Annotated in this window: 20 protein-coding genes; 7 read left to right on the top strand and 13 right to left on the bottom strand. The window is 65.2% G+C overall.

The annotated features are described in order from the left end of the window. Positions 1–11 precede the first annotated feature (11 nt). The gene (locus FZF13_RS13815) at positions 12–308 is read right to left on the bottom strand and encodes a DUF2849 domain-containing protein (RefSeq protein ID WP_024926754.1); all 297 of its coding nucleotides are present in this window, start codon (positions 306–308) and stop codon (positions 12–14) included. Then, positions 305–1,756: a siroheme synthase CysG gene (cysG, locus tag FZF13_RS13810; protein ID WP_024926753.1), complete on the bottom strand. Its 1,452-nt coding sequence runs from the start codon at positions 1,754–1,756 to the stop codon at positions 305–307. The genes FZF13_RS13815 and cysG overlap by 4 nt, the downstream gene beginning before the upstream one ends. A 421-nt stretch (positions 1,757–2,177) precedes the next feature. Between cysG and FZF13_RS13805 the strand changes: the two genes are divergently transcribed. After that, on the top strand, positions 2,178–3,965 hold the full coding sequence (locus tag FZF13_RS13805; RefSeq protein WP_024926752.1) for a cation:proton antiporter domain-containing protein: 1,788 nt from the start codon (positions 2,178–2,180) through the stop codon (positions 3,963–3,965). A 291-nt stretch (positions 3,966–4,256) separates the two neighbouring features. Here the strand turns inward: FZF13_RS13805 and FZF13_RS13800 are convergent, their stop codons facing one another. Then, positions 4,257–6,119, bottom strand: a complete 1,863-nt coding sequence (locus FZF13_RS13800) for a chloride channel protein (protein ID WP_024926751.1) — start codon at positions 6,117–6,119, stop codon at positions 4,257–4,259. Positions 6,120–6,185: 66 nt separating this feature from the next. On the opposite strand from FZF13_RS13800, the gene FZF13_RS13795 reads away from it, so the two are divergent. Next, positions 6,186–6,650, top strand: coding sequence for a MarR family winged helix-turn-helix transcriptional regulator (locus FZF13_RS13795; RefSeq protein WP_244431356.1), 465 nt, complete (start codon positions 6,186–6,188; stop codon positions 6,648–6,650). Between the two features lie 39 nt (positions 6,651–6,689). Here FZF13_RS13795 and FZF13_RS13790 read toward each other — a convergent pair whose 3' ends face one another. Further along, complete coding sequence (locus FZF13_RS13790; RefSeq protein ID WP_024926749.1) at positions 6,690–8,921, bottom strand: transglycosylase domain-containing protein; 2,232 nt, start codon at positions 8,919–8,921, stop codon at positions 6,690–6,692. A 387-nt stretch (positions 8,922–9,308) separates the two neighbouring features. Here FZF13_RS13790 and FZF13_RS13785 point away from each other — a divergent pair, with 387 nt between their 5' ends. Together FZF13_RS13785 and FZF13_RS13780 are read left to right on the top strand one after the other, a co-directional pair. Then, positions 9,309–9,548, top strand: coding sequence for a hypothetical protein (locus tag FZF13_RS13785; protein ID WP_024926748.1), 240 nt, complete (start codon positions 9,309–9,311; stop codon positions 9,546–9,548). Positions 9,549–9,922: 374 nt separating this feature from the next. Next, positions 9,923–10,228: a DUF982 domain-containing protein gene (locus FZF13_RS13780; RefSeq protein WP_024926747.1), complete on the top strand. Its 306-nt coding sequence runs from the start codon at positions 9,923–9,925 to the stop codon at positions 10,226–10,228. A gap of 155 nt (positions 10,229–10,383) precedes the next feature. Here FZF13_RS13780 and FZF13_RS13775 read toward each other — a convergent pair whose 3' ends face one another. The 5 genes from FZF13_RS13775 to FZF13_RS13755 all read right to left on the bottom strand — a co-directional run bounded on the left by FZF13_RS13775 (position 10,384) and on the right by FZF13_RS13755 (position 14,446). Next, complete coding sequence (locus FZF13_RS13775) at positions 10,384–10,638, bottom strand: GlsB/YeaQ/YmgE family stress response membrane protein (RefSeq protein ID WP_024926746.1); 255 nt, start codon at positions 10,636–10,638, stop codon at positions 10,384–10,386. Between the two features lie 284 nt (positions 10,639–10,922). Then, positions 10,923–11,174 (bottom strand): hypothetical protein, encoded by a 252-nt coding sequence (locus tag FZF13_RS13770; RefSeq protein WP_024926745.1) that lies wholly within the window; start codon positions 11,172–11,174, stop codon positions 10,923–10,925. Positions 11,175–11,221: 47 nt separating this feature from the next. Next, positions 11,222–11,842 (bottom strand): ribonuclease D, encoded by a 621-nt coding sequence (locus FZF13_RS13765; RefSeq protein WP_024926744.1) that lies wholly within the window; start codon positions 11,840–11,842, stop codon positions 11,222–11,224. 11 nt (positions 11,843–11,853) lie between these two features. Next, entirely contained in the window at positions 11,854–13,239 is a 1,386-nt protein-coding gene (locus FZF13_RS13760; RefSeq protein ID WP_024926743.1) for a M20/M25/M40 family metallo-hydrolase, read from the bottom strand. Positions 13,240–13,513: 274 nt separating this feature from the next. Then, on the bottom strand, positions 13,514–14,446 hold the full coding sequence (locus FZF13_RS13755) for a lipid kinase (RefSeq protein ID WP_275040868.1): 933 nt from the start codon (positions 14,444–14,446) through the stop codon (positions 13,514–13,516). A gap of 640 nt (positions 14,447–15,086) precedes the next feature. Here FZF13_RS13755 and FZF13_RS13750 point away from each other — a divergent pair. The 3 genes from FZF13_RS13750 to FZF13_RS13740 are packed head-to-tail and all read left to right on the top strand — an operon-like array spanning position 15,087 to position 19,096. Further along, entirely contained in the window at positions 15,087–15,563 is a 477-nt protein-coding gene (locus FZF13_RS13750; protein WP_036253606.1) for a GNAT family N-acetyltransferase, read from the top strand. After that, the gene (gene polA / locus FZF13_RS13745) at positions 15,451–18,657 is read left to right on the top strand and encodes a DNA polymerase I (protein ID WP_395408820.1); all 3,207 of its coding nucleotides are present in this window, start codon (positions 15,451–15,453) and stop codon (positions 18,655–18,657) included. The genes FZF13_RS13750 and polA overlap by 113 nt, the downstream gene beginning before the upstream one ends. Positions 18,658–18,667: 10 nt before the next feature. Next, complete coding sequence (locus tag FZF13_RS13740; protein WP_024926739.1) at positions 18,668–19,096, top strand: GFA family protein; 429 nt, start codon at positions 18,668–18,670, stop codon at positions 19,094–19,096. A gap of 34 nt (positions 19,097–19,130) precedes the next feature. Here FZF13_RS13740 and FZF13_RS13735 read toward each other — a convergent pair whose 3' ends face one another. The 4 genes from FZF13_RS13735 to FZF13_RS13720 all read right to left on the bottom strand — a co-directional run bounded on the left by FZF13_RS13735 (position 19,131) and on the right by FZF13_RS13720 (position 22,785). After that, positions 19,131–19,556: a Fur family transcriptional regulator gene (locus tag FZF13_RS13735; RefSeq protein WP_024926738.1), complete on the bottom strand. Its 426-nt coding sequence runs from the start codon at positions 19,554–19,556 to the stop codon at positions 19,131–19,133. Between the two features lie 172 nt (positions 19,557–19,728). Beyond that, entirely contained in the window at positions 19,729–20,775 is a 1,047-nt protein-coding gene (mgrA, locus tag FZF13_RS13730; RefSeq protein WP_024926737.1) for an L-glyceraldehyde 3-phosphate reductase, read from the bottom strand. Between the two features lie 113 nt (positions 20,776–20,888). Beyond that, the gene (locus FZF13_RS13725; RefSeq protein ID WP_024926736.1) at positions 20,889–22,028 is read right to left on the bottom strand and encodes a Gfo/Idh/MocA family protein; all 1,140 of its coding nucleotides are present in this window, start codon (positions 22,026–22,028) and stop codon (positions 20,889–20,891) included. Between the two features lie 10 nt (positions 22,029–22,038). Next, positions 22,039–22,785 (bottom strand): sugar phosphate isomerase/epimerase family protein, encoded by a 747-nt coding sequence (locus FZF13_RS13720; RefSeq protein ID WP_024926735.1) that lies wholly within the window; start codon positions 22,783–22,785, stop codon positions 22,039–22,041. Positions 22,786–22,799: the final 14 nt, after the last annotated feature.

Raw genomic sequence — 22,799 nt, 5'->3', positions numbered from 1 at the left:
GCTTGTCGTGGTCAGGCCGCGTTCGGGCGGGCCTGTTTGCCGAGATCGTTGCGGTTGGTGGGGCCGGTCGCGCGGATCCGTTCGCGCAGGCGCAGCGGTTCGATAACGCCGTCGACGACGTCGACGTCGATCAGGTTGACGTCGACAACCTCGTTGGCGGCGAAGGCGGCGGCGCCGATCGCTTCCAGCCGCTCCTCGGCCGTCTTGTCGCCAGCCACTTCCGACTTGTCGATCGTCTCGGCCCAGGCGCCGCCGGCATACCAGACGGCCTCGCCGTCGGTGAGGCGGTTCGCGGTCAGGATCTTCATGATACGGCTCCTTCGACGGCAGCCAGCACCGCCTCGTTGTGTCTGTGGGCGGCAAGCGGCTCGGAACGCTCGAAATTGGCGCCGGCAACCGCGTCGCCGATAATGGTCATGACCGGGCCGGTCAGGTCGCTACGCGCCTCCAGCGAAGGCAGGTCGGCCAGAGTGCCATGGAAGCGGCGGCGCCCGACAAGGCTGGCGTTCTCGACCACGGCGACGGCGGTGTCAGGCGACAACCCGGCTTCGATCAGCCGCCCGGCGACGTCGGCAGCAACGGTGCGGCCCATATAGACGGCGACGGTGGCGCCGGAGATGGCGAGCTTCGCCCAGTCCGGCAGCGAGCCGCCCTTGAGGTCGTGACCGGTGGTGAAGACCATCGAGGAAGTGACGCCGCGCAGAGTCAGCGGCAGTTCGAAATCGGCGGCGGCGGCGAAGGCGGCGGTCACGCCCGGCACGACCTCGTAGGAAATGCCGGCCTCGCGCAACGCCGCCATCTCCTCGCCGGCGCGGCCGAACACCAGCGGATCGCCCGATTTCAGGCGCACCACGCGCCGGCCTTCGCGGCCAAGCGAAACCAGCAGCGCGTTGATTTCCGACTGCGACTTGGAATGGCAGCCCTTGCGCTTGCCGACCGGCAGGCGCTCGGCGTCGCGGCGGCCCATGGCCACCACCGCTTCCGGCACCAGCGCGTCGAACACGATGACGTCGGCTTCCATCAACAGACGCTGGGCGCGCAGGGTCAAAAGGTCTTCCGCGCCCGGACCGGCGCCGACCAGCGCAATGTGGCCGCTGAAGGCGGTATTGGAGAGCAGCAGTTTCGAGGCGGCATCATGCGCGGCCGACAAATCGCCGGCTTCCGCCGCGCGCGCCGGCGAGCCGGCGAAGAAATCCGCCCAGAACCGCCGGCGGCGATTGCCCTTGGGCAGGAGCTTTTCGGCGGCGCCGCGGAAGGTGGCGGCAAGGGCGGCCAGCGGACCGAGCGACGGTGAAAGCAATTGATCGATGCGTGCGCGGATCATCTGCGCCAGCACCGGACCGGCTCCTTCGGTGCCGATGGCGACCGCGACGGGCGCGCGGTTGACCAGCGCCGGCGTGAAGAAATCGCACAGTTCCGGCCGGTCGACCGCGTTGACGGGAATGTTTTTGGCCCGCGCATCCTGCGCAATGCGCCGGTCGAACGCCTCGTCGCCGGTCGCTGCAAAAACCAGCACCGCACCCGCCAGGTGTTCGCTGCGATAGGTATCGGCGATGCGGGAAGCGCCGTTTTCGGAGATCCAGGCAAGCAGCGCCGGCTCGGCACGGTCCGCCACGATGCGCAAGCTGGCGCTCGACTGGCCGATCAGCCGCGCCTTGGCCAGCGCCTCTTCGCCGCCGCCGACGATGACCACGGCTTGCCCTTCCACCCGCATGAAAACGGGAAAGGCATTAAGCTTGGGCACGGTATGCGGCATTGCGGTAAGACCCTGAACAGTCTGGCATTTCTAACCGCAACCGGAAAAGTTCAGAAGGAACGCACTCGCGCACCCGGCAATTGAAGGCAATCGCTTTTCTGAAAGCTCAAGGGGCCGGAGAATAATTTTCTAGCGCGCGACAATAGCGGCGCGCCCGAGCCTGCCTCTCCCCCGATAAGCGGCATGTTTAGCGGTGGCGAGCCCTCGCCGCAAAACAGATTTTTCTAATTTCTATCTATTTAGTAGAATTAAGGGGCGCCACCTCGTGCGACCGGCAGCGCCGGCAAACGTCACGCCACATGCATTTTCTGAGGCCACGCGGGTTGCACGGCACCGCCCCCGTCCCCATTATGGAAAAAGGCGGCGGCTCAGGGCGGCGCTCATCCGACATCGTCAAATTTCGAAAGGCGCTCCATCGTCCATGCCGCATGACACCCCCCTTATCGCTACCATCGTCGTCGGTCTGGGGTTGGCATTCGTCTTTGGCGCCATAGCCAATCGTTTCCGCATCCCGCCATTGGTCGGCTATCTGCTGGCCGGTATCCTTGTCGGCCCGAACACGCCCGGTTTCGTCGCCGACCAGGGGCTGGCGCTGGAACTGGCCGAGATCGGCATTATTCTGCTGATGTTTGGCGTCGGCCTGCATTTTTCGCTGAAGGACCTTTTGTCCGTACGCGCCATCGCCGTGCCCGGCGCCGTGGTGCAGATCGGCTTCGCCACCCTGCTCGGCTGGGGTCTGGCCTGGATACTCGGCTGGTCGCTCGGCGCCGGCCTTGTCTTCGGCCTGGCGCTTTCGGTGGCCAGCACCGTGGTGCTGTTGCGCGCGCTTCAGGAACGGCGGCTGGTCGAGACCGAGCGCGGCCGCATCGCCGTCGGCTGGCTGATCGTCGAGGACCTCGCCATGGTGCTGGCGCTGGTGCTCCTGCCGGCGCTGGCCGGTGTGCTCGGCGGCGTCGAGCAGGCGCCCGCACCCGGCGGCTTCTACGGGCTGGCAGCCGATTACGGTGTCTGGGGCGTTGTCGGCGTCACGCTGGCCAAGGTCGTCGCCTTTGTCGTTCTGATGCTGGTGGTCGGGCGCCGGGTCATCCCTTGGATCCTGCACTATGTCGCCCACACCGGCTCGCGCGAATTGTTCCGCCTCGCCGTGCTGGCGGTGGCGCTCGGCGTCGCCTTCGGCGCGGCCAAGCTGTTCGGCGTGTCGCTGGCGCTCGGCGCCTTCTTCGCCGGCATGGTGATGAGCGAGTCCGAGCTCAGCCACCGCGCGGCGGAGGAATCGCTGCCGCTGCGCGATGCCTTCTCGGTGCTGTTCTTCGTCTCGGTCGGCATGATGTTCGATCCGTTCAGCATCATGCAGCACATCGGACCGGTGCTGGCGACGCTGTTCATCATCGTCATCGGCAAATCGCTGGCCGCCTTCGCCATCGTCATCCTGTTCGGCTACCCGATCGCCACCGCGCTGATCATTTCCGCCAGTCTCGCGCAGATCGGCGAATTCTCCTTCATCCTGGCCGAGCTCGGCGTCGGCCTGAAGCTCTTGCCGGAGGAAGGCCGGGATCTCATCCTGGTCGGCGCGATCCTGTCCATCATCCTCAATCCTGTGATGTTCTTCCTCGTCGACCGGCTGCGGCCCTGGCTTGAGCAGCGGCGCGGCGCGGAAGGCGCGGCGGCGGCTTCGACACCGATCGGCCCGGCGACAACGCCGGGACAGGTCGCCACCACCGGCGAAAAGCCGGAGGAGGATGGCCCTCCCCCGCCGACCACCCTAACCGGCCACACCATCCTGATCGGTTATGGCCGGGTCGGCAGCCTGGTCGGCGTCGCCCTGAGAGAGGCCAACGAGCCGTTCCTGGTCATCGAGGATGCCGACAAGACCGTGACGCGGCTGAAGGCGGACGGCGTCGAGACCGTGGTCGGCAATGCCGCCAAGGAAGATGTTTTCGCCGCCGCCAATGCGGCACGCGCCAAGCGGCTGATCCTCGCCATTCCCAACGCCTTCGAAGCCGGCCGCATCGCGCTTCTGGCCCGTGCCGCCAATGCCGACATCGACATCGTCGCCCGTGCCCATTCCGACGCCGAGGTGGAACATCTGCAGGGCCTCGGCGCCACCACCGTCATCATGGGCGAGCGCGAGATCGCACGCGGCATCGTCGAGGCGGTGCTGAAACCGGAGCCGAGCCGGCCGGCGGGCGAGCCGATAATCGCCAGCTAGAGCTTGCTATGGACGATCTGTCCAGGCTCGCTCCTCCTCCCCTCAAAGCGGGCTGCCGCATGTCGTGGCAGATGTGGCAGCGCGTCCCTTCTCCCCTTGCGGGAGAAGGTGGATCGGCGCGTAGCGCCGAGACGGATGAGGGGTGTTGGAAGAAATGGGGCCATGCACCGTCTAGCATCCCACCCGATGTTGGTTTGCGAATGAGTAAGGTTGTACTCCGTCCAGCACCCCTCATCCGACCTCGCCTTCGGCTCGGCCACCTTCTCCCACAAGGGGAGAAGGGACCTGCGTCTAAGGCCTGACCGTCTTTGCCTTCTCGACCCGGCCGACCTTCCGCTGTCCCACAAGCAGCCTGGCGCGGTCGCGCTCCTCGGCGGTGCGGCGCGCCCGTGCCGCCAAAAGATCCTTGCGGGCGACGAGGCCGACCAGCCTGCCCGCGGCATCCACTACCGGAACCCGGCCGATGCCGCTTTCGGCCATGCGGTCGGCGAGATGGCCGACCAGTTCGTTCGGGCTGCCGAACAAAAGGTTCGGGTCGAGCACGTCCTCGAGGATCGCCTCGCGATCGGGCGCCTGATTTTGGCCAAACCAGGCCAGCACGTCGCCGCGTGAGACCATGGCGATGACGACGCCGTCCTCGGTGACGACGGGATAGCTCTTGTGGCGGTGCTCGGTGCTCATGAAATAATCGATCGTCTGGCCGACGCTCCATGACGCGTCGACCGCGTCCGGTTCCTTCACCATCACGTCCTTGACCCAGGTCTGCTCGAAGGGATCGGCCTGGTATTCGCGCGTGATGTGCAGGCCGCGCCGGGCGATCTTCTCCGTCAGGATCGAACGCTTGAGCAGCAGCACCGTGGTGGCGTAGGCGATGGCGCAGGCAATCAACAGAGGCAGCAGCGCGTGCTGGTCGCCCGTCAGCTCGACGCCGAACAGCGTTGCCGTCAGCGGCGCGCGCATGGTACCGCCCATCATGGCAGCCATGCCGAGCAACGCCCAGAAACCGACATCGGCCTGCGGCAGCATCGGCGTCAGCAAGGCGCCGAGCGCGCCGCCGAAGATCAGCAATGGCGCCAGCACGCCGCCCGACGTGCCGGACCCCAGCGCCACCGCCCAGATGATGGCTTTCACCACCAGAAGCAGCAGCGCCGCCTTGAAGACGAGGTCGCCGGACAGGAGATGGCGGATGTTGTCGTAGCCGACGCCGAGCGCCGACGGCTCGATCAGCCCGCCGATGCCGACGACGAGGCCACCGATCATCGGCCACCACATCCAATGGATCGGAAGTTTCTGGAACAGGTCCTCCGAGCCATAGACCATCGCTGTCAGCAGGCCGGAGCCCAGCCCCATGATCAGCCCGACGGACATCCACGACAGGAAGGCCGGCACCGAGGGCGCCATCTGGCCGGCATAGGCAAACAGCGGCGCCGGGTCGAGCAGCAGCGTGCGTTCGGCTGCCGCCACCGCCGCGGCAACGACGACGGGCAGGAAGCTGCGCGGTTTCCATTCGAACAGGAGCAACTCCACCGCCAGAAGCACGGCGGCAAGCGGCGTGCCGAAGATCGCGGTCATGCCGGCAGCGGCGCCCGCCACCAAGAGCGCCTTGCGTTCGCCGGAACTCAAATGGATCGTCTGCGCGATCAGCGAGCCGACGGCGCCGCCGGTCATGATGATCGGGCCTTCCGCGCCGAACGGGCCGCCGGTGCCGATCGAGATCGCCGAGGACAGCGGCTTCAGCACCGCGACCTTGGCGCTGATGCGGCTCTTGCCGATCAGGATAGCCTCGATCGCCTCGGGTATGCCGTGGCCGCGGATCTTTTCCGAGCCGAACCGCGCCATCAGGCCGATGATCAGGCAGCCGACCACCGGCACGACCACCATCCCCCAGCCGAGCGGCGAACCGGAGATCGGCAACGCTTCCAGTGACAGCCGACCGTAATAGGCGATGTTGGTGCAGAGCGTGATCAGCCTGAGCAGAACCCAGGCCGTGCCGACCGCCGCCGTGCCGACGACGACAGCGACCGCCATCAGCATCAGCACGCGCGTGTCGGCGGTGAAGTCGCCGGGTCGCGGCAGGGCGTGCTGGGCCGAAGGCGGGAGCGGCCGGGCGCGCGTGGCTTCGGCTGGCTTGTCGGTCTGGGTGGATATAGGCATATGGGCTTCAATCGCTGATGAGTTTATATCGCACTACGATATAATTTCAGGAAAGGAAACGATCCGGTGATCAAAAAAACCGAGCCGGGCTCCGTACGGCCCAATCCGGCCGACCCGGGCGAGGTCGACTATCGTTCGCTGGCCGAATTCCGCTATGCGATCCGAAAGTTCCTGGCCTTCAGCGAAACGGCGGCCGGCGAGGCCGGCCTGACCGCCCAGCAGCATCAGGCCATCCTCACCATCAAGGGGCTGGGCGAAGGCGACGGCCTGTCCGTGGGCGAGCTGGCGACACGGCTGTTGGTGCGTCATCACACCGCCGCCGAACTCGCCAACCGGCTGGAGGAAGCGGGCCTGGTCAAGCGCCGGCAGGATCCGAATGACGGCCGGCGCGTGCTGTTGTCGCTGACGCCGGAGGGCGAAAAGCGCCTGCTCTCGCTCTCCAGCATGCATCTCGACGAAATCGGCCTGATGGCGCCGCAGCTCGTGTCGATACTGGCCAGGCTGAGCGGCCGTGAAGGGACTGCCCGCTAGAGCAAAGGCACTCCGAAGGAGCTGCCCGCCGGCGGCGCCTCAGCCGCCGCCCAATATGTCGAGGATCGAGGTTCCGCGCTTCTTCGTCGGCCCGCCGACATCGCCCGGCGGCACCGGATGATCGATCGAAGCGGTGCTGCCGTCGTCGCTTGGCATGGCAACGCCGTTCCGCTGGCCGGCCTGGCGCACCGCCCGCTGCGGCTGGGAGGCCGAAGCCGTCGGCACCGCCTGACCGGGTATCGGCGCCGGCGGTTCGATGTTGAGCGGGATGTCGTCCTGCACGATCGCGTCGGACGGCGTCGAGCGCCAGGTGCCGGGCAGCGGCTTCACCGGCACGCCCTCATGCGCGGCCATCATGAATTCGTGCCAGGCCTGCGCCGGCAGCGCGCCGCCGGTGACGTTCTTCATCGCCGTTCCGTCATCGTTGCCGAACCAGACACCCGTGGTCAGGTTGGCCGTATAGCCGACGAACCAAGCGTCGCGCGAATTCTGGCTGGTGCCGGTCTTGCCGGCCGACGGCCAGCCGAAAGCCGCCTTTTTGGCGGTGCCGACCTCGACCGTACCCGACATCATCGAATTCATCATGCCGATGATCTCGGTGCGGGCCACGCGCGGCGCGGTCGCTTCCTTGGCCTGGTAGAGCACCTTGCCGTTGCCGTCGGTGATGCGGCGCACGAAATGCACGTCCGGCCGGTAGCCGCCATTGGCGAAAGGCACATAGGCCGAGGTCAGTTCCAGCGGCGTCACTTCCGAGGTGCCGAGCGCGATCGCCGTGTTGTTCTGCAGGTCGGACTGGATGCCCATGCGATGCGCCGTGTCGATGACGGCGTTCGGCCCGACTTCCATGGTGAGCTGCGCCGCGACCGAGTTGAGCGACTTCGCCAATGCCGTCGCCAGCGTGACCTTGCCGTAATATTTGCCCTTGAAATTGTCGGGCGACCAGTTGCCGATGCGGATCGGCGCGTCGTTGCGGACGCTGTCGGGCGTGCGGCCGGCCTCCAGCGCCGTCATGTAGACGAAGGGCTTGAAGGCTGAACCCGGCTGGCGGCGCGCTTCCGAGGCGCGGTTGAACTGGCTGGTCGCGTAGTCGTAGCCGCCGACCATGGCGCGCACCGCGCCCGAATTGTCGATCGACACCAGCGCGCCCTGGCTGACATTGAGCTTCTTGCCATTGGCGTCGATCAGCTCGCGGATCGATTTCTCGGCGAGCTTCTGCAAGTTCATGTCGATCGTGGTTTCGACCACGACGTCGCCACGCACGTCGCCGATCAGGTCCGGCAGTTCCTCCACCACGGTGTCGGCGACATAGTTTTCGGATCCGGTCCAGTAGGACGGCGCGCGCACCGCGGGTGCCGCCATCGCCGTCTTCAGCTCCTTGTCGCTGATCATGCCTTCGTCGCGCATCACGCCCAGCACGACCTGCGCCCTGCCCTCGGCTGCCTTCGGGTCGCGCGCCGGCGAAAAGCGCGACGGCGCCTTGAGCAGGCCGGCCAGGAGTGCTGCTTCCGACAGGGTCACGTCGCGGGCGCTCTTGCCGAAATAACGGCGCGACGCCGCCTCGACGCCATGCGCTCCGGAGCCGAAATAGACCCGGTTCAGGTACATTTCGAGGATCTGGTCCTTGGTGTGCTTGTGCTCCAGCCAGATCGCCAGAAGCACCTCCTGCACCTTGCGCTCCAAGGTGCGGTCCGGCGTCAGGAACAGATTCTTGGCAAGCTGCTGGGTCAGCGTCGAACCGCCCTGGCGCAGACGCCCGCCGAGAAGGTTGGTGAACACGGCGCGGGAAAAGCCGATCGGGTCGATGCCGTAATGCGAATAGAAGCGCCGGTCCTCGATGGCGATGACGGCCTCGGGAATATAACGCGACATCTCGTTGAGGCCGACGGCCTCGCCGCCGCTCATGCCGCGGTTGGCGACAAGCTGGCCCTCGACATCGACGATCTTGATGTTGGGGGCGCGGTCCGGCACGCTCCAGGTCGTCGCCGCCGGCATCTTGGCGCCGTAATAGATGACGATGCCGGCACCGGCGATGCCGCCCCAGATGGCCAGCACGAAACACCAGTAGACGAGCCTGGCCAACAGCCCCATGCGGCCGCGCTTGCGCCGGCCGCCACGGGCCGCCTTCGCCTTGGCGCTGCCACGCTTTTTGGAGGATTTCCGGTTTCCCGGCACGACGCGATCCTCTTCACCGACCGAAAAACCAGCCGAGGCAGGCGTTTTCGCCGTCCCCTCGAAGCTGGGTTCGATGCGTCTGTCCCTGCGGTCCGCCATGCGCTGCCGATAGTCCCGATGCCGATGGCGCTCCCGTTGCAGAGTAGATACGGCGGTTTAAGGGCGCGTTAAGAGCCTAAAAATCGAAACAAAGGAAAATCAAAGGGTTAAGGTCAAACCACCTGTTGAATGCCGGCAGAACTTCGACCCTGGCGCCGGCGGGAACAAACAATCCACCGTCCTTCCGGCTCTTTATCGTCTGGTAACCACACGGCCGACCAGGCGCGGGCGTTGCCCAAAAATACGTCATTTGCCGTATGTGCCCGGCCTCATAGGCCGTTCATTGAAGGCGCCGGTGTCGCGTCGAAGGCGCGGGCGCGACACGGCGCCATCGGCGCCTGCTCAGCGCCATGGATGGCCCTGGGCCAAGTGATGAAGGGAAAGATCATGAAGACGATTATGGCTGCGGCCATCGCGTCGCTGATGCTGTCGGGAGCAGCTTTCGCCGCCGCGCCGATGATGGGCAATGGACCGAAACCGTCGGTGCAAGCGACCGGACAGGGCGATGTCCTGCTCACCGCGGGTTCCAAGGGCACGCGCTCGCATACGGGCACGTCCAGCTCCGGCAAGCCCAGCGGCCAGGGCCCTGTCGGCACCCCCAGCAAAGGAGCCTGCGCCGGCTGCTGACGCGATCATCTAGAGAACATTCAAGACGTTTGCCGCCCGTCCCGGTTCGCCGGGGCGGGTTTTTCATGCCGGAACCGCAGACGGCAGCCGTCAACTACTCTGCAAAAACAGACTATATAACTCTTTCGTGATCGAACGTATCGGAACCTTGTTCGACCGCCACCGTTAGTGGGCGCTTCCTGGGGATTCTCATCCCACTCGAAGTCAGGCATGTCCCTCCATGCTCTGCAACGGCCCGCCGCAACACCCCCTGCGACGGGCCGTTCAATTTTTAAATCCACACATCACTCTTGCGACACGGAGCCTTTGTTCGGCCCTCATGCTGGAGTATAGTGGCCCTAATCAAAACGTTCTGACTGTTTGGGAGGTAGTCCATGAACCGCCTGCAGTTTGTCGTGCCGGTCCGCCTTTCGCACGGCCCGGGTCATCCGATGAAGGAAATTGACAGTGTCGAGGAAGCGACCGCGTTTCTGCGGGCGTGGCCGGCGGGTCGCCGCGGGCCGGTCTACAATTGCGCGCTGAACTGCTGCCTCGCCGCCGAGGCCGGTCAGCTGAGCGCTGACGACGCCCGCAGATCTTTCGCCGGCTTCATCCGCATCAGCGGCATGGTCGTCGATGACAGAATGGGCCCATACGCGGTCGACCACAGCCACGAACGGCCGATGCGCCGCAGCGCCTGAGGGGTCGGGCCTGCCTGCCACGGGGACAGCCGGTTTTGCTGAAGAGCATTTCCAGGAAGCGCGCTTCCTGGAAGCGATCGGCCTGCGCGACTGGCGCGTCAGGCCGTGTTGGGTACGTCGAGCCTAGTTGACCCGGTCAAGCCTGCTGGACCTGGTCAAGCCTGCTTGACCAGCCGGATCAGCACCAGAAGGATGATCGCGCCGATGGCGGCGTGGATGATCGAGGCGATGATGCCGCCGCCCAGGCTGATGCCCAGTCTCGGAAACAGCCAGCCGGCGATGAAGGCGCCGACGATACCGACGACGATGTTGCCGATCAGGCCGAAGCCGAAGCCCTTGACGATCAGGCCGGCCAGCCAGCCGGCGACCGCGCCGATGACGAGGAAGACAATCAGACTTTCGACACCCATGACATTCCCTCCGGAACATGGGCTGAAACGCGCCGAAGCTGCGAATCAGGCCCCGGTTGCAATGCCGGAACGATAATTCAACCTGCGGGGAAAAGCCAAGCATGGGGTGGCGCCCCTTCTCCCCTTGCGGGGTGAGAACCCGGTTCGCCGGAGGCGAATTGAAAGGTCCAGTGGACCTTTCAAAGGGTTCGAACGCCCGAGGCTATGCCGAGGGCTAGGAGCAAGATGCAATCCTGCCCCTCGCGGAGCTCGGGGCGTTCGAAGCTCAAAAAGCGCGGACAACCTCAGCTGTCGTCGTCATCGTCGCCCGAAGCCGGGCGCCAGCTCGTTGGGTCGATCTTCTTCTGGGTATGGCCGTCGATCGCCGCCCACCAGCCAATATCGTTGGGATCGACATCGCCGCCAAGCGCCTTCAACCGCTCGGCGGAGCGGTATTGCGCGATCGACTCGTTCATCACGCCGTTGCCGTCCGTCCAGTAGACGGTGACCTTGGAGCCGTCCTTGGGCGCGGTCGCGATCGGTTGTCTGGCAGCCATCGTCAAGCCTCCATCAGCCCGGCACCGGCATGGACAGCCCGCGCCGGTCAGCTGTGGGCGAAGATATCCTCTTCGTCCCAGCCCATCAGGTCCAGTTTGGCACGGGTCGGCAGGAAGCGGAAGCAGGCTTCGGCCTCCCTGGTCCGGCCGTCGCGCGCCAGCCGCCCGGCCAGCACGTCGCGCAGCCGGTGCAGGTAAAGCACGTCGGAAGCGGCATATTCGAGCTGTTCCGGCGACAGCGTCTCGGCCGCCCAGTCGGAAGACTGCTGCTGCTTCGACAAGCCGACGCCGAGCAGTTCCTGGCAGATGTCCTTCAGGCCATGGCGGTCGGTGTAGGTACGCACCAGCCTGGACGCGATCTTGGTGCAGAACACCGGCTCGGGCATGACGCCGAAGGCGTTGTAGAGCACGGCAAGGTCGAAGCGGCCGAAATGGAACAGCTTGGTGATCTTGCGGTTCTTCAGGAGCGCGGTGAGGTTCGGCGCCTTCTTCTGGCCGGCCGCGATCTGGATGACGTCGGCGGAGCCGTCGCCGGGCGAAATCTGCACCACGCAGAGCCGGTCGCGATGCGGGTTCAGCCCCAGCGTCTCGGTGTCGATGGCGACCGCGTCGACATCGTAATGGGCAAGGTCGGGCAGGTCGTTTTTGTGAAAACGGATGTTGCTCATGGTCGGTCTGCTCAGCGGGTCAGTGCGTCGAGGATGCGCGCCCAGGAGCGCTGCCCCTTGTGGAAGGAGCTCATCTCGTACTTCTCGTTGGGTGAATGGATGCGATCGTCCGACAGGCCGAAACCGACCAGCAGCGATTCCATGCCGAGGAAGGTCTGGAAGTCGCCGACCACCGGGATCGAACCGCCGCTGCCGATCATGACGGCCGGCTTCGGCCATTCGTCCGACAGCGCGTCCTTGGCCTTGGTCAGGAAGGGCGATTCGTAGGAAAGCTGGATTGCCGGCGAGCCGCCATGCGGATGAAACTCGACGGAGCAGTCGGCGGGCAGCCGCTCCTCGACGAATTTGCGGAAGGCGGCGCGGATCTTGTCGGGATTCTGCTTGTGCACGAGGCGGAAGGACACCTTGGCCGAGGCTTCCGCCGCGATCACCGTCTTGAAGCCCTTGCCGGTGTAGCCGCCGGTGATGCCGTTGAACTCGGCGGTCGGGCGCGCCCAAACCAGTTCCAGCACCGAGCGGCCTTTTTCGCCCGACGGAACCGACAGGCCGATCGGGCCAAGGAAAGTCTCGGTGGTCTCGCCCAGTTGCTCCCACGATTTCAGCACCTGCGACGGCGTCTCCTCGACGCCGTCATAGAAGCCGGGAATGGTGACACGACCGGTCTCGTCATGGATGTCGGCCAGGATCCTGGCCAGGATGCGGATCGGATTGGCGGCGGCACCGCCATATTCTCCCGAATGCAGGTCGCGATTGGCGGCCTTGACGGTGATCTCCTCGCCGACGAGGCCGCGCAGCGTCGTCGTGATCGCCGGCGTGGTCTCGTCCCACATGCCGGTATCGCAGACCAGCGCGAAATCGGCCTTCAGTTCCTTGGCGTTGGCATCGAGGAACGGCTTCAGCGACGGCGAGCCGCTTTCCTCCTCGCCCTCGAACAGGATGGTGACGCGGCAGGGCAGCGAACCGTGCTCGGCCTTCCAGGCGCGGCAGGCTTCCACGAAGGTCATCAACTGGCCCTTGTCGTCGGCCGACCCACGGCCGGTGATGACCTTGCGGCCGGGCTCGGTCTCCTTGATCTTGGGATCGAACGGATCGTCGTGCCAGAGATTGAGCGGGTCGACCGGCTGCACGTCGTAATGGCCGTAGAACAGCACATGCGGCGCGCCGGCCGGGCCGTCGTGATGGGCGACCACCATGGGATGGCCGGGCGTGTCGCGCACCGCGGCGTCGAAGCCGATGGTCTTGAGGTCCGCCACCAGCCACTCCGCCGCCTTGCGGCAGTCGGCCGAAAAAGCCGGATCGGTCGAGATCGACTTGATCTTCAACAGATCGAACAGCCGCGCCAGGCTCTGGTCGAGGCTTTTGTCGAGACGGTCGAGGACGGGGCTGAGAGCGGTCATTGCGGGCCTTCCGATCAATCAAGGACGATTCCGCGGCGACCCTAATGGAAGAGCCTGTGGAAGGAAACCGCCAGCGACCCTCTGGCTCACCGTTCCGTCTCCGCTGCAATTTCGAAGGAGTTTGAAAATTTGGAAGACTGCGTGGAAATCGATCAGGCCGAGGCGAAAATGGCGAGGCGCGAGCACCGAAGCGGAGCGTACTTTCAGTACGTGAGCATCGGAGCGCAGCGGCTTGCCATTTGCAGCCCGGCATCATCGATTTCAAGGCAGTCTGTCAGTCGTCGGTGCCTTCCGGCGCATAGACCGCGATCGCTTCCGGATGCACGAGGAAGGAGGCCGGCGTCGACGTCACGATCTCGCCGTCGGTGTTCACCGGCTGCGGCGTACGGGTGGTGACATCGAACTGCACGCAGCGCGCCGTCCGCACCTCGTTCCAGGCGCCATGCGTGCCCGAGCGGAACGAGCGCAGCAACAGCGCCAGCTTCCACACATTGCGCATTTCCAGGCTGTAGAGATCGAGGAAGCCGTCGTCGATGGCGGCACTCGCCTCCACGACATTGCCGCCGCCATAATGGCGGCCGTTGCCGACGGCGATCTGGAAGGTCTTCACCTTGACCATCTCGCCCTTCTCGCGGATCCAGGCGGTGAAGGGCCGCGCCTTGTAGAGCACGCGCGCCGCGGCAATGGCGTAGCCGAGCCGTCCCCAACGCTTCTTCAATTCAGGCCGCAGCCCTTGCGCGAGCTGCGTGGAGAGCCCGATGCTAGCGACGTTGAAGAAGGCATGGCCGTTGACCGAGCCGAGGTCGATGCGGCGCTGGTAGCCTTTCACGATGACGTCCGTCGCCTGCATGATGTCCATCGGCAGGCCGAGCGTGCGGGCAAGGTCGTTGGCGGTGCCCATCGGCAGTATGCCCATCGGCAGGCCGCTTTCCATCACCGCCATGGCGCCGGACGAGACGGTGCCGTCGCCGCCGCAGATGATGATGCAGTCGGCCTGTTCGCGCAGCCGGGTGATGTCGCGGGCAAGTTCAGGCAGTGCCGAGAACGGCTCCACCGTCACGTCCAGCCCACCGGCCCGCAAGCGGTCGAGAATACCGTCGAGCGGCATGTCTCCGCGCCGCGCCTTGGCGTTGACGAGCAGCAGGGCGCGCCGTTTTGCGGCCTTCGGGGTTTTCCCGGTCGCGGTTTTCTGGGCTGTGTCGGGGATGATCCTGCTCCCAAAAAAGTGCCGCCGTGGTGGAGGGGGAACCACGGCGGCGCTACTCGAAACAATGCGGCAGCCCGGAGAGGGGGAAAGGCTGCCGCAGGTGTCCGGCATAGGCGGGGGACGGGCCTTGTTCCGGACTTCGGCGAAAACTGCCGATGGGTCATATTTGTGGTCGCGAACATGGCGATTCAAGGGCGCCAACATTACACTTTTGTAACATGCCCGTGAGGGGTGGTGATCGGCCTTTCGGGCCGGTGCCAGGTCCGCCGTTGTTGTGCCGGCAACGGCCGCACGGCTAGGTCTGGAACAGGGTCTCAACCCTTTGGTGGATTGCCGGCAATCTTTTGTCGGTGTTGTTCGACGGGCAGGCCGCCGATGCCCCCAATACCTCGTTTCGACCTCGTTTATGACCTCGTCGATAATCACGAAGGTCGTCGCCGGATCCTTGTTGAGAACCTCGAGAATATCTTCGACATGATCCGCCAGCGGCGATCGACCTTCACCATCCGCCGACCAATGTCAGTTGTGAGCATCCCACCCTTTGCAGAAGGGGCGTGGGGCACCTAACTTCCGACAATCCAGCAATCACTATGGCCGGCAAATCAAAATGGCCGGCAAATCAAGATGGAATGACCGATCCATGCCCCTGCATGTCCGAGCCGCCCTGCCGCAAGACGCGGGCGCGATGGCGCGAATCCTGAACGAAATCGTCGAAATCGGTGGGACAACGGCGCACCGTGGGCATTTCGACGAGCAGCGCATCGTCGATTACTTCATCTCGCCACAGCTCGGAATCAGCTGCTTCGTGGCGCTCGAAGGGTCGCAGTTGCTAGGGTTCCAGTCGCTCGAATGGTCCGACCCCGATTGGCCGGGCGACCGGTTGCCGGCCGACTGGGGGATTGTCGCGACCTTCGTGGATCCTCATGCCCACAAGAGAGGCGCTGGACGGGCATTGTTCGCCCACACGTCGGAGGCCGCGAAGATGGCCGGCGTCAGCTTCATCGATGCGACCATCCGCAAGGAAAATACCGGCGGCCAGGCATTCTACCAGGGGATCGGCTTCACCGACTATCGCGACGGACCCGAGACCATCTCCAAGCGATTTGCGCCTCTCTAGGCGCCTGCAACCCGACACGGGCCAACGACTTGTCAGGAGACGGCGGCACGGTGGCCTAAACCATGGACAGCCGCCCATTGCCGGGCTACCCGTATCGGCCATGAAAAAAGGCGATCATCTCTTCCTTGTCGACGGCTCCGGCTACATCTTCCGCGCCTATCACGCGCTGCCGCCGCTGACCCGCAAATCCGACGGCCTGCCGGTGGGCGCCGTGTCCGGTTTCTGCAACATGTTGTGGAAGCTGATGCTGGATGCGCGCAACACCGACGTCGGCATCGTGCCGACCCATTTCGCCGTCATTTTCGACTATTCGTCCAAGACCTTCCGCAACGAGCTCTATCCTGAATACAAGGCCAACCGCTCGGCGCCGCCGGAAGATCTGATCCCGCAGTTCGGGCTGATCCGCCAGGCGACGCGCGCCTTCAACCTGCCCTGCATCGAGATGGAAGGCTTCGAGGCCGACGACCTCATCGCCACCTATGCCCGCCTCGCCCGCGAGGCCGGCGGCGACGCCACCATCGTCTCGTCCGACAAGGACCTGATGCAGCTCGTCGGTCCCGCCGTCGGCATGTACGACCCGATGAAGGACCGCCAGATCGGCATTCCCGAAGTGATCGAGAAATGGGGCGTGCCGCCGGAAAAGATGATCGACCTGCAGGCGCTGACCGGCGACTCGGTCGACAACGTGCCGGGCGTGCCCGGCATCGGCCCGAAGACAGCCGCGCAGCTTCTGGAACAGTTCGGCGACCTCGATACGCTGCTCGCCCGCGCCGGCGAGATCAAGCAGGACAAGCGCCGCCAGTCGATCATCGACAATGCCGACAAGGCGCGCATTTCGCGCGATCTCGTCACGCTGAAGATCGACGTGCCGGTGACCGAGGGCCTCGACGCATTCGTGCTGCAGGAGCCGGACGGACCGAAACTCATCGCCTTCCTCAAGGCCATGGAATTTTCAACGCTGACCCGCCGCGTCGCCGAAGCGACCGGCACCGAGGCCGGCGAGATCGAGGCGGCAACTGTTGCCGTCGAACTCGGTCCCGACGTGCATGGCCCGGATGTCGGCTCGGCGGGCGGCCCCTCATCCCCTGCCGGACCTTCTCCCCGTAAAGAACGGGGAGAAGGGGGAAGCACCAGCGCTGGCGCCCCCCTCTCCCCGTCCTTACGGGGAGAGGGTAAGGGTGAGGGGCAGGACACGCCCTCGCAACTTTCGGCCCAGCGCGCCGAGGCCGCCGTCGCCGCAAAGATCGACACCACCGCCTACACCGCGATCCGCGACGTCGCCACGCTCAAGGCCTGGGTGGCGGAAGCCACGGAAGCAGGCGTTGTCGCCTTCGACACCGAGACCACCTCGCTCGACCCGATGCAGGCCGAGCTGGTCGGCTTCTCGCTCGCCACCCGCGCCGGCCGTGCCGCCTATGTGCCACTCAACCACAAGAGCGGACGCGACGACCTGCTCGGCGGCGGACTGGTCGAGAACCAGATCCCGATCCGCGACGCGCTGGCCGCGCTGAAACCGCTACTGGAGGACCGCTCGGTCCTCAAGATCGCGCAGAACCTGAAATACGACCTCGTCATCATGAACCGGCACGGCATCGACGTCGCGCCCTATGACGACACCATGCTGATTTCCTACGTGCTCGACGCCGGCACCTCCGGAGGCCACGGCATGGACGCGCTGTCGGAGAAGTGGCTCGGCCACAAGACGATCCACTTCAAGGATGTCGCCGGCTCCGGCAAGAATTTCGTCGGCTTCGACCAGGTCGACATCGACCGGGCGACCGCCTACGCCGCCGAGGACGCCGACGTCACCTTCCGGCTCTGGGAGGTGCTGAAGCCGCGCCTCGCCGCCAAAGGCATGGTGTCGGTCTATGAACGGCTGGAGCGGCCGCTGGTGCCGGTGCTGGCCAAGATGGAACAGCGCGGCATCTCGGTCGACCGCCAGATCCTGTCGCGCCTGTCCGGCGAGCTGGCGCAGGGCGCCGCGCGGCTGGAGGACGAGATCAATGTGCTCGCCGGCGAGCGCTTTAACATTGGCTCGCCCAAGCAGCTCGGCGACATCCTGTTCGGCCGCATGGGCTTGCCCGGCGGCACCAAGACCAAGACCGGCCAGTGGTCGACCTCGGCGCAGGTGCTCGAAGACCTCGCCGCCGAAGGCCACGAACTGCCGCGCAAGATCGTCGACTGGCGCCAGCTCACCAAGCTGAAGTCGACCTATACCGACGCCCTGCCCGGCTTCATCAACCCCGACACCAAGCGCGTCCACACCTCCTATGCGCTCGCCGCGACGTCGACGGGGCGCCTGTCGTCGTCCGATCCGAACCTGCAGAACATTCCGGTGCGCACCGCCGAGGGCCGCAAGATCCGCACCGCCTTCATCGCCGACAAGGGCAACAAGCTGATCTCGGCCGACTACAGCCAGATCGAGCTGCGCGTGCTTGCCCATGTTGCCGAGATCCCGCAGCTGAAGCAGGCCTTCGCCGACGGCGTCGACATCCATGCCGTCACCGCGTCGGAAATGTTCAACGTGCCGGTGGAAGGCATGCCGTCCGAAGTGCGCCGCCGCGCCAAGGCCATCAATTTCGGCATCATCTACGGCATCTCGGCCTTTGGGCTGGCTAACCAACTGTCGATCCCGCGCGAGGAGGCCGGCGCCTACATCAAGAAATATTTCGAGCGCTTCCCCGGCATCCGCGACTATATCGACACCACCAAGGAATATGCGCGCGAGCACGGTTATGTGGAGACGGTGTTCGGCCGCCGCATCCACTATCCCGAAATCCGCTCGTCCAATCCTTCGGTGCGCGCCTTCAACGAGCGCGCCTCGATCAATGCGCGTCTGCAGGGCACCGCAGCCGACATCATCCGCCGCGCCATGGTGCGCATGGACGATGCGCTGGCCAAGGCGAAATTGTCAGCCCGCATGCTCTTGCAGGTGCATGACGAACTGATCTTCGAAACCGTCGAGGCGGAAGTCGCGGCGACCATCCCGGTCGTGCGCGACATCATGGAAAACGCCGCCATGCCGGCCGTCTCGCTGTCGGTGCCGCTGCAGGTCGACGCCCGCGCCGCCAACAACTGGGACGAGGCGCACTAAGGCCGGCGCGATGGACCGGTCGGAAGGAAAAGCCCGACTGCTTGCCGGCGGCTGCTTCTGCGGAGCCGTCGGTTACGAGGTCGAGGACGCGTTCGGCTACGCCGCCAACTGCCACTGCTCGGGCTGCCGGCGCGCGACGGGCGCCGCCTTCAAGCCCTTCGCAGGCATCGAGGTCGACAAGCTGCGCCTGACCAGGGGCGAGGACAAGCTCCTGATCTTCGGCGACAGAAACGCCGCCCATGACCGCCACTGTGCGCAATGCGGTTCGCTGCTCTATTCGGTGGTGCACGACAACGCCTATGCTCATGTCGCGATGGGCACGCTGATCGACGCGCCGTCGATCCGCCCGGACCATCACATCTTCGTCGGTTCGAAGGCGCCCTGGTTCACCATCACCGACGATTTGCCGCAATATCTGGAGCATGCCGGCGTCGACTGACCAGCCGGGAGAATGGTCGCTGCGATCGAAGGGACTACGCCGCCGCGTCGGTCCGGCATTTGGCGCAGGTGCCGCGGAACTCGATCACCGCCTTCTTGGCGACGAAGCCGGACGAACCAACCCAGTCGCTCAGCTTTTCGCCGATCTTCTCGTCGCAGAATTCGGTGACCTGGCCGCAGCTGTCGCAGATGGCGAAAGCGGTCATGCCATGGCTGTGGCCATGCGCATGGCCATGATCGTGCGGGTCGGCGCAGGCGACGAAGGCGTTCAGGCTTTCCAGCCGGTGCACGTAGCCTTCCTTCATCAGCGTATCGAGCGCGCGGTAGACCTGCAGCGGCGCGCGAAAACCGCGTTCGCGCAGCTGGTCGAGCAGCGTGTAGGCGCTCAGTGGCGCATTCGCCGCTTCCAGCTTTTCCAGCACGCTCTGCTGGTTCTTGGTCAGCACGCTTTTTGCCGTCATCATCCCACCCTCGATACTCTTTCCGGCGGCGTGCCGTATGGACCGGCCAGCCGTCTGCCCCAGAAATAAGCATGAATCGCCGATTTTGCCACCGGCCTGTTTTTCGGCGAGGGGAGCGACGGCTCTGAACATGAGGAAGTGCGGGGCAGAGAAGCCGCCCCCCGCTATCCCATCACTTCCTGGCCGCGCCCGCCCGTTCCGACGAAGCCGCCCACAGATTGATGTTGGCCTCGCGCGCGAAGCGGTCGATCTCGCCAAGCTCGGCTTCGCTGAATTCGAGGTTCTTCAGCGCGCCGACGCAATCCTCGACCTGCTCCGGCCGGCTGGCGCCGATCAGTGCGGAGGTGACGCGGCCGCCGCGCAGCACCCAGGCCAGCGCCATCTGCGCCAGCGTCTGGCCGCGCTTTTGCGCAATCGCGTTGAGGCCGCGGATGTTGGCCAGCGTCGGCTCGTCCAGGAAGGACTGGCGCAGCGACTTGCCCTGCGTGGCGCGGCTGCCCTCGGGCACGCCGCCGAGATATTTGTCGGTCAGCATGCCCTGCGCCAGCGGCGAGAACACAATCGAGCCGATGCCAAGCCCGTCCAGCGCGTCGAGCAGCCCGTCTTCCTCCACCCAGCGGTTCAGCATCGAATAGCTGGGCTGGTGGATGATGCAGGGCGTGCCAAGTCGCTTGAGGATGTCGGCCGCCTCGCGGGTGCGCTGCGAATTGTAGGACGAGATGCCGGCGTAAAGCGCCTTGCCCGAACGCACGGCGTGGTCCAGCGCGCCCATCGTCTCTTCCAGCGGCGTCTCCGGGTCGAAGCGGTGCGAATAGAAGATGTCGACATAGTCGAGCCCCATCCGTTTCAGGCTCTGGTCGAGGCTGGCCAGCACATATTTGCGGCTGCCCCACTCGCCATAGGGCCCGTCCCACATTTCGTAACCGGCCTTGGTCGAGATGATGAGCTCGTCGCGATAGCCGGCGAAATCGCCGCGCAGGATCTCGCCAAAGGCAACCTCGGCCGAGCCGGGCGGCGGGCCGTAATTGTTGGCAAGGTCGAAATGGGTGATGCCGAGATCGAACGCCTTCTGGCAGATGGCGCGCTTGACCCGGTGCGGCGTGTCTTCGCCGAAATTGTGCCAGAGCCCCAGCGAAATCGCTGGCAGCTTCAGGCCGGTACGGCCGCAGCGGTTGTAGATCATCGACTGATAGCGGTCGGCGGCGGGAGCGTATGGCATCATGGTTCCTTGGATAGGATGTTCCGCAAACGAATGCGTCCTTCGAGGCGAACCCCGAAGGACGCAGCTATAGTTCAATCGGCGGCTCAGACAAACTGCCGTCCCGAGGAATTCTACTTCTTGGCCAGCAGCGCCTTGGCTTCCTTGACGCCGAGCGCCGCCGGCCGCTCGCAGGTCGTCTGCATGGTCACGAACTTGCCGGTTTCGCCGGATTTCAGCAGGCTGGTCATCACATCCACCGCATGCAGCGCCAGTTCCATCGAGCAGCGATGCGGGCGGCCCTCGGTTATCGCCAGCGCCATGTCGGCCAGACCCGCCGTGCGATAATTGGCCATCATGCCATGTCCGTGCTTTTCATTGGCGACGCCGAAGGGATGCGGCCATTTCGGCAGCCCCTTCACCGGCTTGTCTTCCTTGGTGTAGACGACCTCGCCGCCGAAGAAGTTCGGGTCCGGCACGAAGACCGTGCCTCTTTCGCCATAAAGCTCCATCGGCGCGTGGCCGTGGCTCCACACGTCCCAGCTGGTGTTCAGCGTCACCACCGCGCCATTGGCGAATTCCAAAAGGCCGTGGATGGTGGTCGGCGTGTTGACCGGTATCTTTTCGCCGGCGCGCGGCTTGGACGAAATGGTGCGCTGCTTGGCCGGTATCGAGGCCAGCGCCGCGACCCGCCTGACCGGGCCGATCAGCTGGATCAGGTTGGTGACGTAATAAGGGCCGATGTCGAGCACCGGGCCGGCGCCCGGCTGGAAGAAGAAGTCCGGATTCGGGTGCCAGTGCTCCATGCCGTGGCTCATCACCGTGCAGGTGCCGCCGGTGATCTCGCCGACCTTGCCCTCGTCGATCAGGCTGCGCACCAGCTGATGCGCGCCGCCAAGGAAGGTGTCCGGCGCCGAGCCGATGCGCAGGCCCTTCTTCGCCGCCCGCTTGCGCAGGTCCAGCCCCTCCTGCAGCGACAGCACGAACGGCTTTTCCGAATAGACATGCTTGCCGGCATCGAGCACCCGCCTGGACACCTCGTAATGGACGGCCGGAATGGTCAGGTTGACGACGATGTCGATGTCGTCGGCCTTCAGCAATTCGTCCACCGTCGCGGCGCGCAGCTTGAATTCCTTCGCCCGCGCCTTGGCGGCATCCATGTTGATGTCGGCGCAGGCCCGCATCTCGATGCCGCGAAACAGCGGCGCCAGCCTGAAATAGGCCGCCGAAATGTTGCCGGCGCCGATGACGCCGATCCCCAGTTTCTTTGCCATCGTCGTTCTCCTAGAAAGCCCTGGCCGCTTCGATCGACCGGCGCGCGAAACGCTCGATGTCGTTCGGGTTGTCCTGTTCCATGATGAAATATTTGGCGGCACTGCGTTGCTTCAGCGCCTTGGTCAGCTTCGACCAGTCGATGGTGCCGTGGCCGACATCCGACCAGCCATCCTCGTCCAGTCCCTGGCCGGGCTTGGCGATGTCCTTGACGTGGACGGCGGCGATGCGCCGGCCATGCCGTTCGATCCAGGGCAGCGGGTCGGCGCCGCCGCGCACTACCCAGGCGACATCCATCTCCCAGCCGATATTGGGCGCCGCCGAGAGGATGTGCTCCTGCGGGATCGAGCCGTCCGGCAATGCCTTGAATTCGAAGTCGTGATTGTGCCAGGCGAAGGTGTAGCCGGCCTTCTTGGCCGCCTCGCCGACCTTGGCCAACCGCTCGCCGAAACCGCGCCAGCCGGCGGTGTCGGCCGGACGCGCCTCCGCCACCAGATAGGGGCAGATCAGCAGCTTGATGCCGAGCGTGTCGGCCGTTTTGCGCACGCCCTCGAAATCATGCTCCAGCGCCTCGATCGAAAAATGCCCGGTCGGCATGGCAAGCTTGTTCTTGTCGAGCTCGGCGCGGAAGGCCTTGGGGTCGTCATAGACCCCGCCAAAACCTTCGACCTGCGCGTAGCCCAGGCTGCCGAGCAGTTTCAGCACCTTGTCCCAGGGCTGGAAGTTGCGGGCGCTGTAGAGTTGAAATGACCAGTCCATTTTCCTGTCCATTC

Source organism: Mesorhizobium terrae, assembly GCF_008727715.1.
Classification (GTDB): Bacteria; Pseudomonadota; Alphaproteobacteria; order Rhizobiales; family Rhizobiaceae; genus Mesorhizobium; species Mesorhizobium terrae.
The sequence above is the reverse complement of the archived record's forward strand: the minus strand, read 5'-3'. Positions and strand labels throughout refer to the sequence as shown.

What these genes read in the sequence shown, in the direction of transcription:
- mgrA (WP_024926737.1), bottom strand. Translation starts at nt 20,775, where the DNA reads ATGCCATACGCTCCCGCCGCCGACCGCTATCAGTCGATGATCTACAAC.
- FZF13_RS13725 (WP_024926736.1), bottom strand. Translation starts at nt 22,028, where the DNA reads ATGGCAAAGAAACTGGGGATCGGCGTCATCGGCGCCGGCAACATTTCG.
- FZF13_RS13720 (WP_024926735.1), bottom strand. Translation starts at nt 22,785, where the DNA reads ATGGACTGGTCATTTCAACTCTACAGCGCCCGCAACTTCCAGCCCTGG.
- FZF13_RS13785 (WP_024926748.1), top strand. Translation starts at nt 9,309, where the DNA reads ATGAAGACGATTATGGCTGCGGCCATCGCGTCGCTGATGCTGTCGGGA.
- FZF13_RS13775 (WP_024926746.1), bottom strand. Translation starts at nt 10,638, where the DNA reads ATGGGTGTCGAAAGTCTGATTGTCTTCCTCGTCATCGGCGCGGTCGCC.
- FZF13_RS13815 (WP_024926754.1), bottom strand. Translation starts at nt 308, where the DNA reads ATGAAGATCCTGACCGCGAACCGCCTCACCGACGGCGAGGCCGTCTGG.
- FZF13_RS13765 (WP_024926744.1), bottom strand. Translation starts at nt 11,842, where the DNA reads ATGAGCAACATCCGTTTTCACAAAAACGACCTGCCCGACCTTGCCCAT.
- FZF13_RS13760 (WP_024926743.1), bottom strand. Translation starts at nt 13,239, where the DNA reads ATGACCGCTCTCAGCCCCGTCCTCGACCGTCTCGACAAAAGCCTCGAC.
- FZF13_RS13750 (WP_036253606.1), top strand. Translation starts at nt 15,087, where the DNA reads ATGCCCCTGCATGTCCGAGCCGCCCTGCCGCAAGACGCGGGCGCGATG.
- FZF13_RS13800 (WP_024926751.1), bottom strand. Translation starts at nt 6,119, where the DNA reads ATGCCTATATCCACCCAGACCGACAAGCCAGCCGAAGCCACGCGCGCC.
- FZF13_RS13740 (WP_024926739.1), top strand. Translation starts at nt 18,668, where the DNA reads ATGGACCGGTCGGAAGGAAAAGCCCGACTGCTTGCCGGCGGCTGCTTC.
- FZF13_RS13770 (WP_024926745.1), bottom strand. Translation starts at nt 11,174, where the DNA reads ATGGCTGCCAGACAACCGATCGCGACCGCGCCCAAGGACGGCTCCAAG.
- FZF13_RS13780 (WP_024926747.1), top strand. Translation starts at nt 9,923, where the DNA reads ATGAACCGCCTGCAGTTTGTCGTGCCGGTCCGCCTTTCGCACGGCCCG.
- FZF13_RS13790 (WP_024926749.1), bottom strand. Translation starts at nt 8,921, where the DNA reads ATGGCGGACCGCAGGGACAGACGCATCGAACCCAGCTTCGAGGGGACG.
- polA (WP_395408820.1), top strand. Translation starts at nt 15,451, where the DNA reads ATGCGACCATCCGCAAGGAAAATACCGGCGGCCAGGCATTCTACCAGG.
- FZF13_RS13805 (WP_024926752.1), top strand. Translation starts at nt 2,178, where the DNA reads ATGCCGCATGACACCCCCCTTATCGCTACCATCGTCGTCGGTCTGGGG.
- FZF13_RS13735 (WP_024926738.1), bottom strand. Translation starts at nt 19,556, where the DNA reads ATGACGGCAAAAAGCGTGCTGACCAAGAACCAGCAGAGCGTGCTGGAA.
- cysG (WP_024926753.1), bottom strand. Translation starts at nt 1,756, where the DNA reads ATGCCGCATACCGTGCCCAAGCTTAATGCCTTTCCCGTTTTCATGCGG.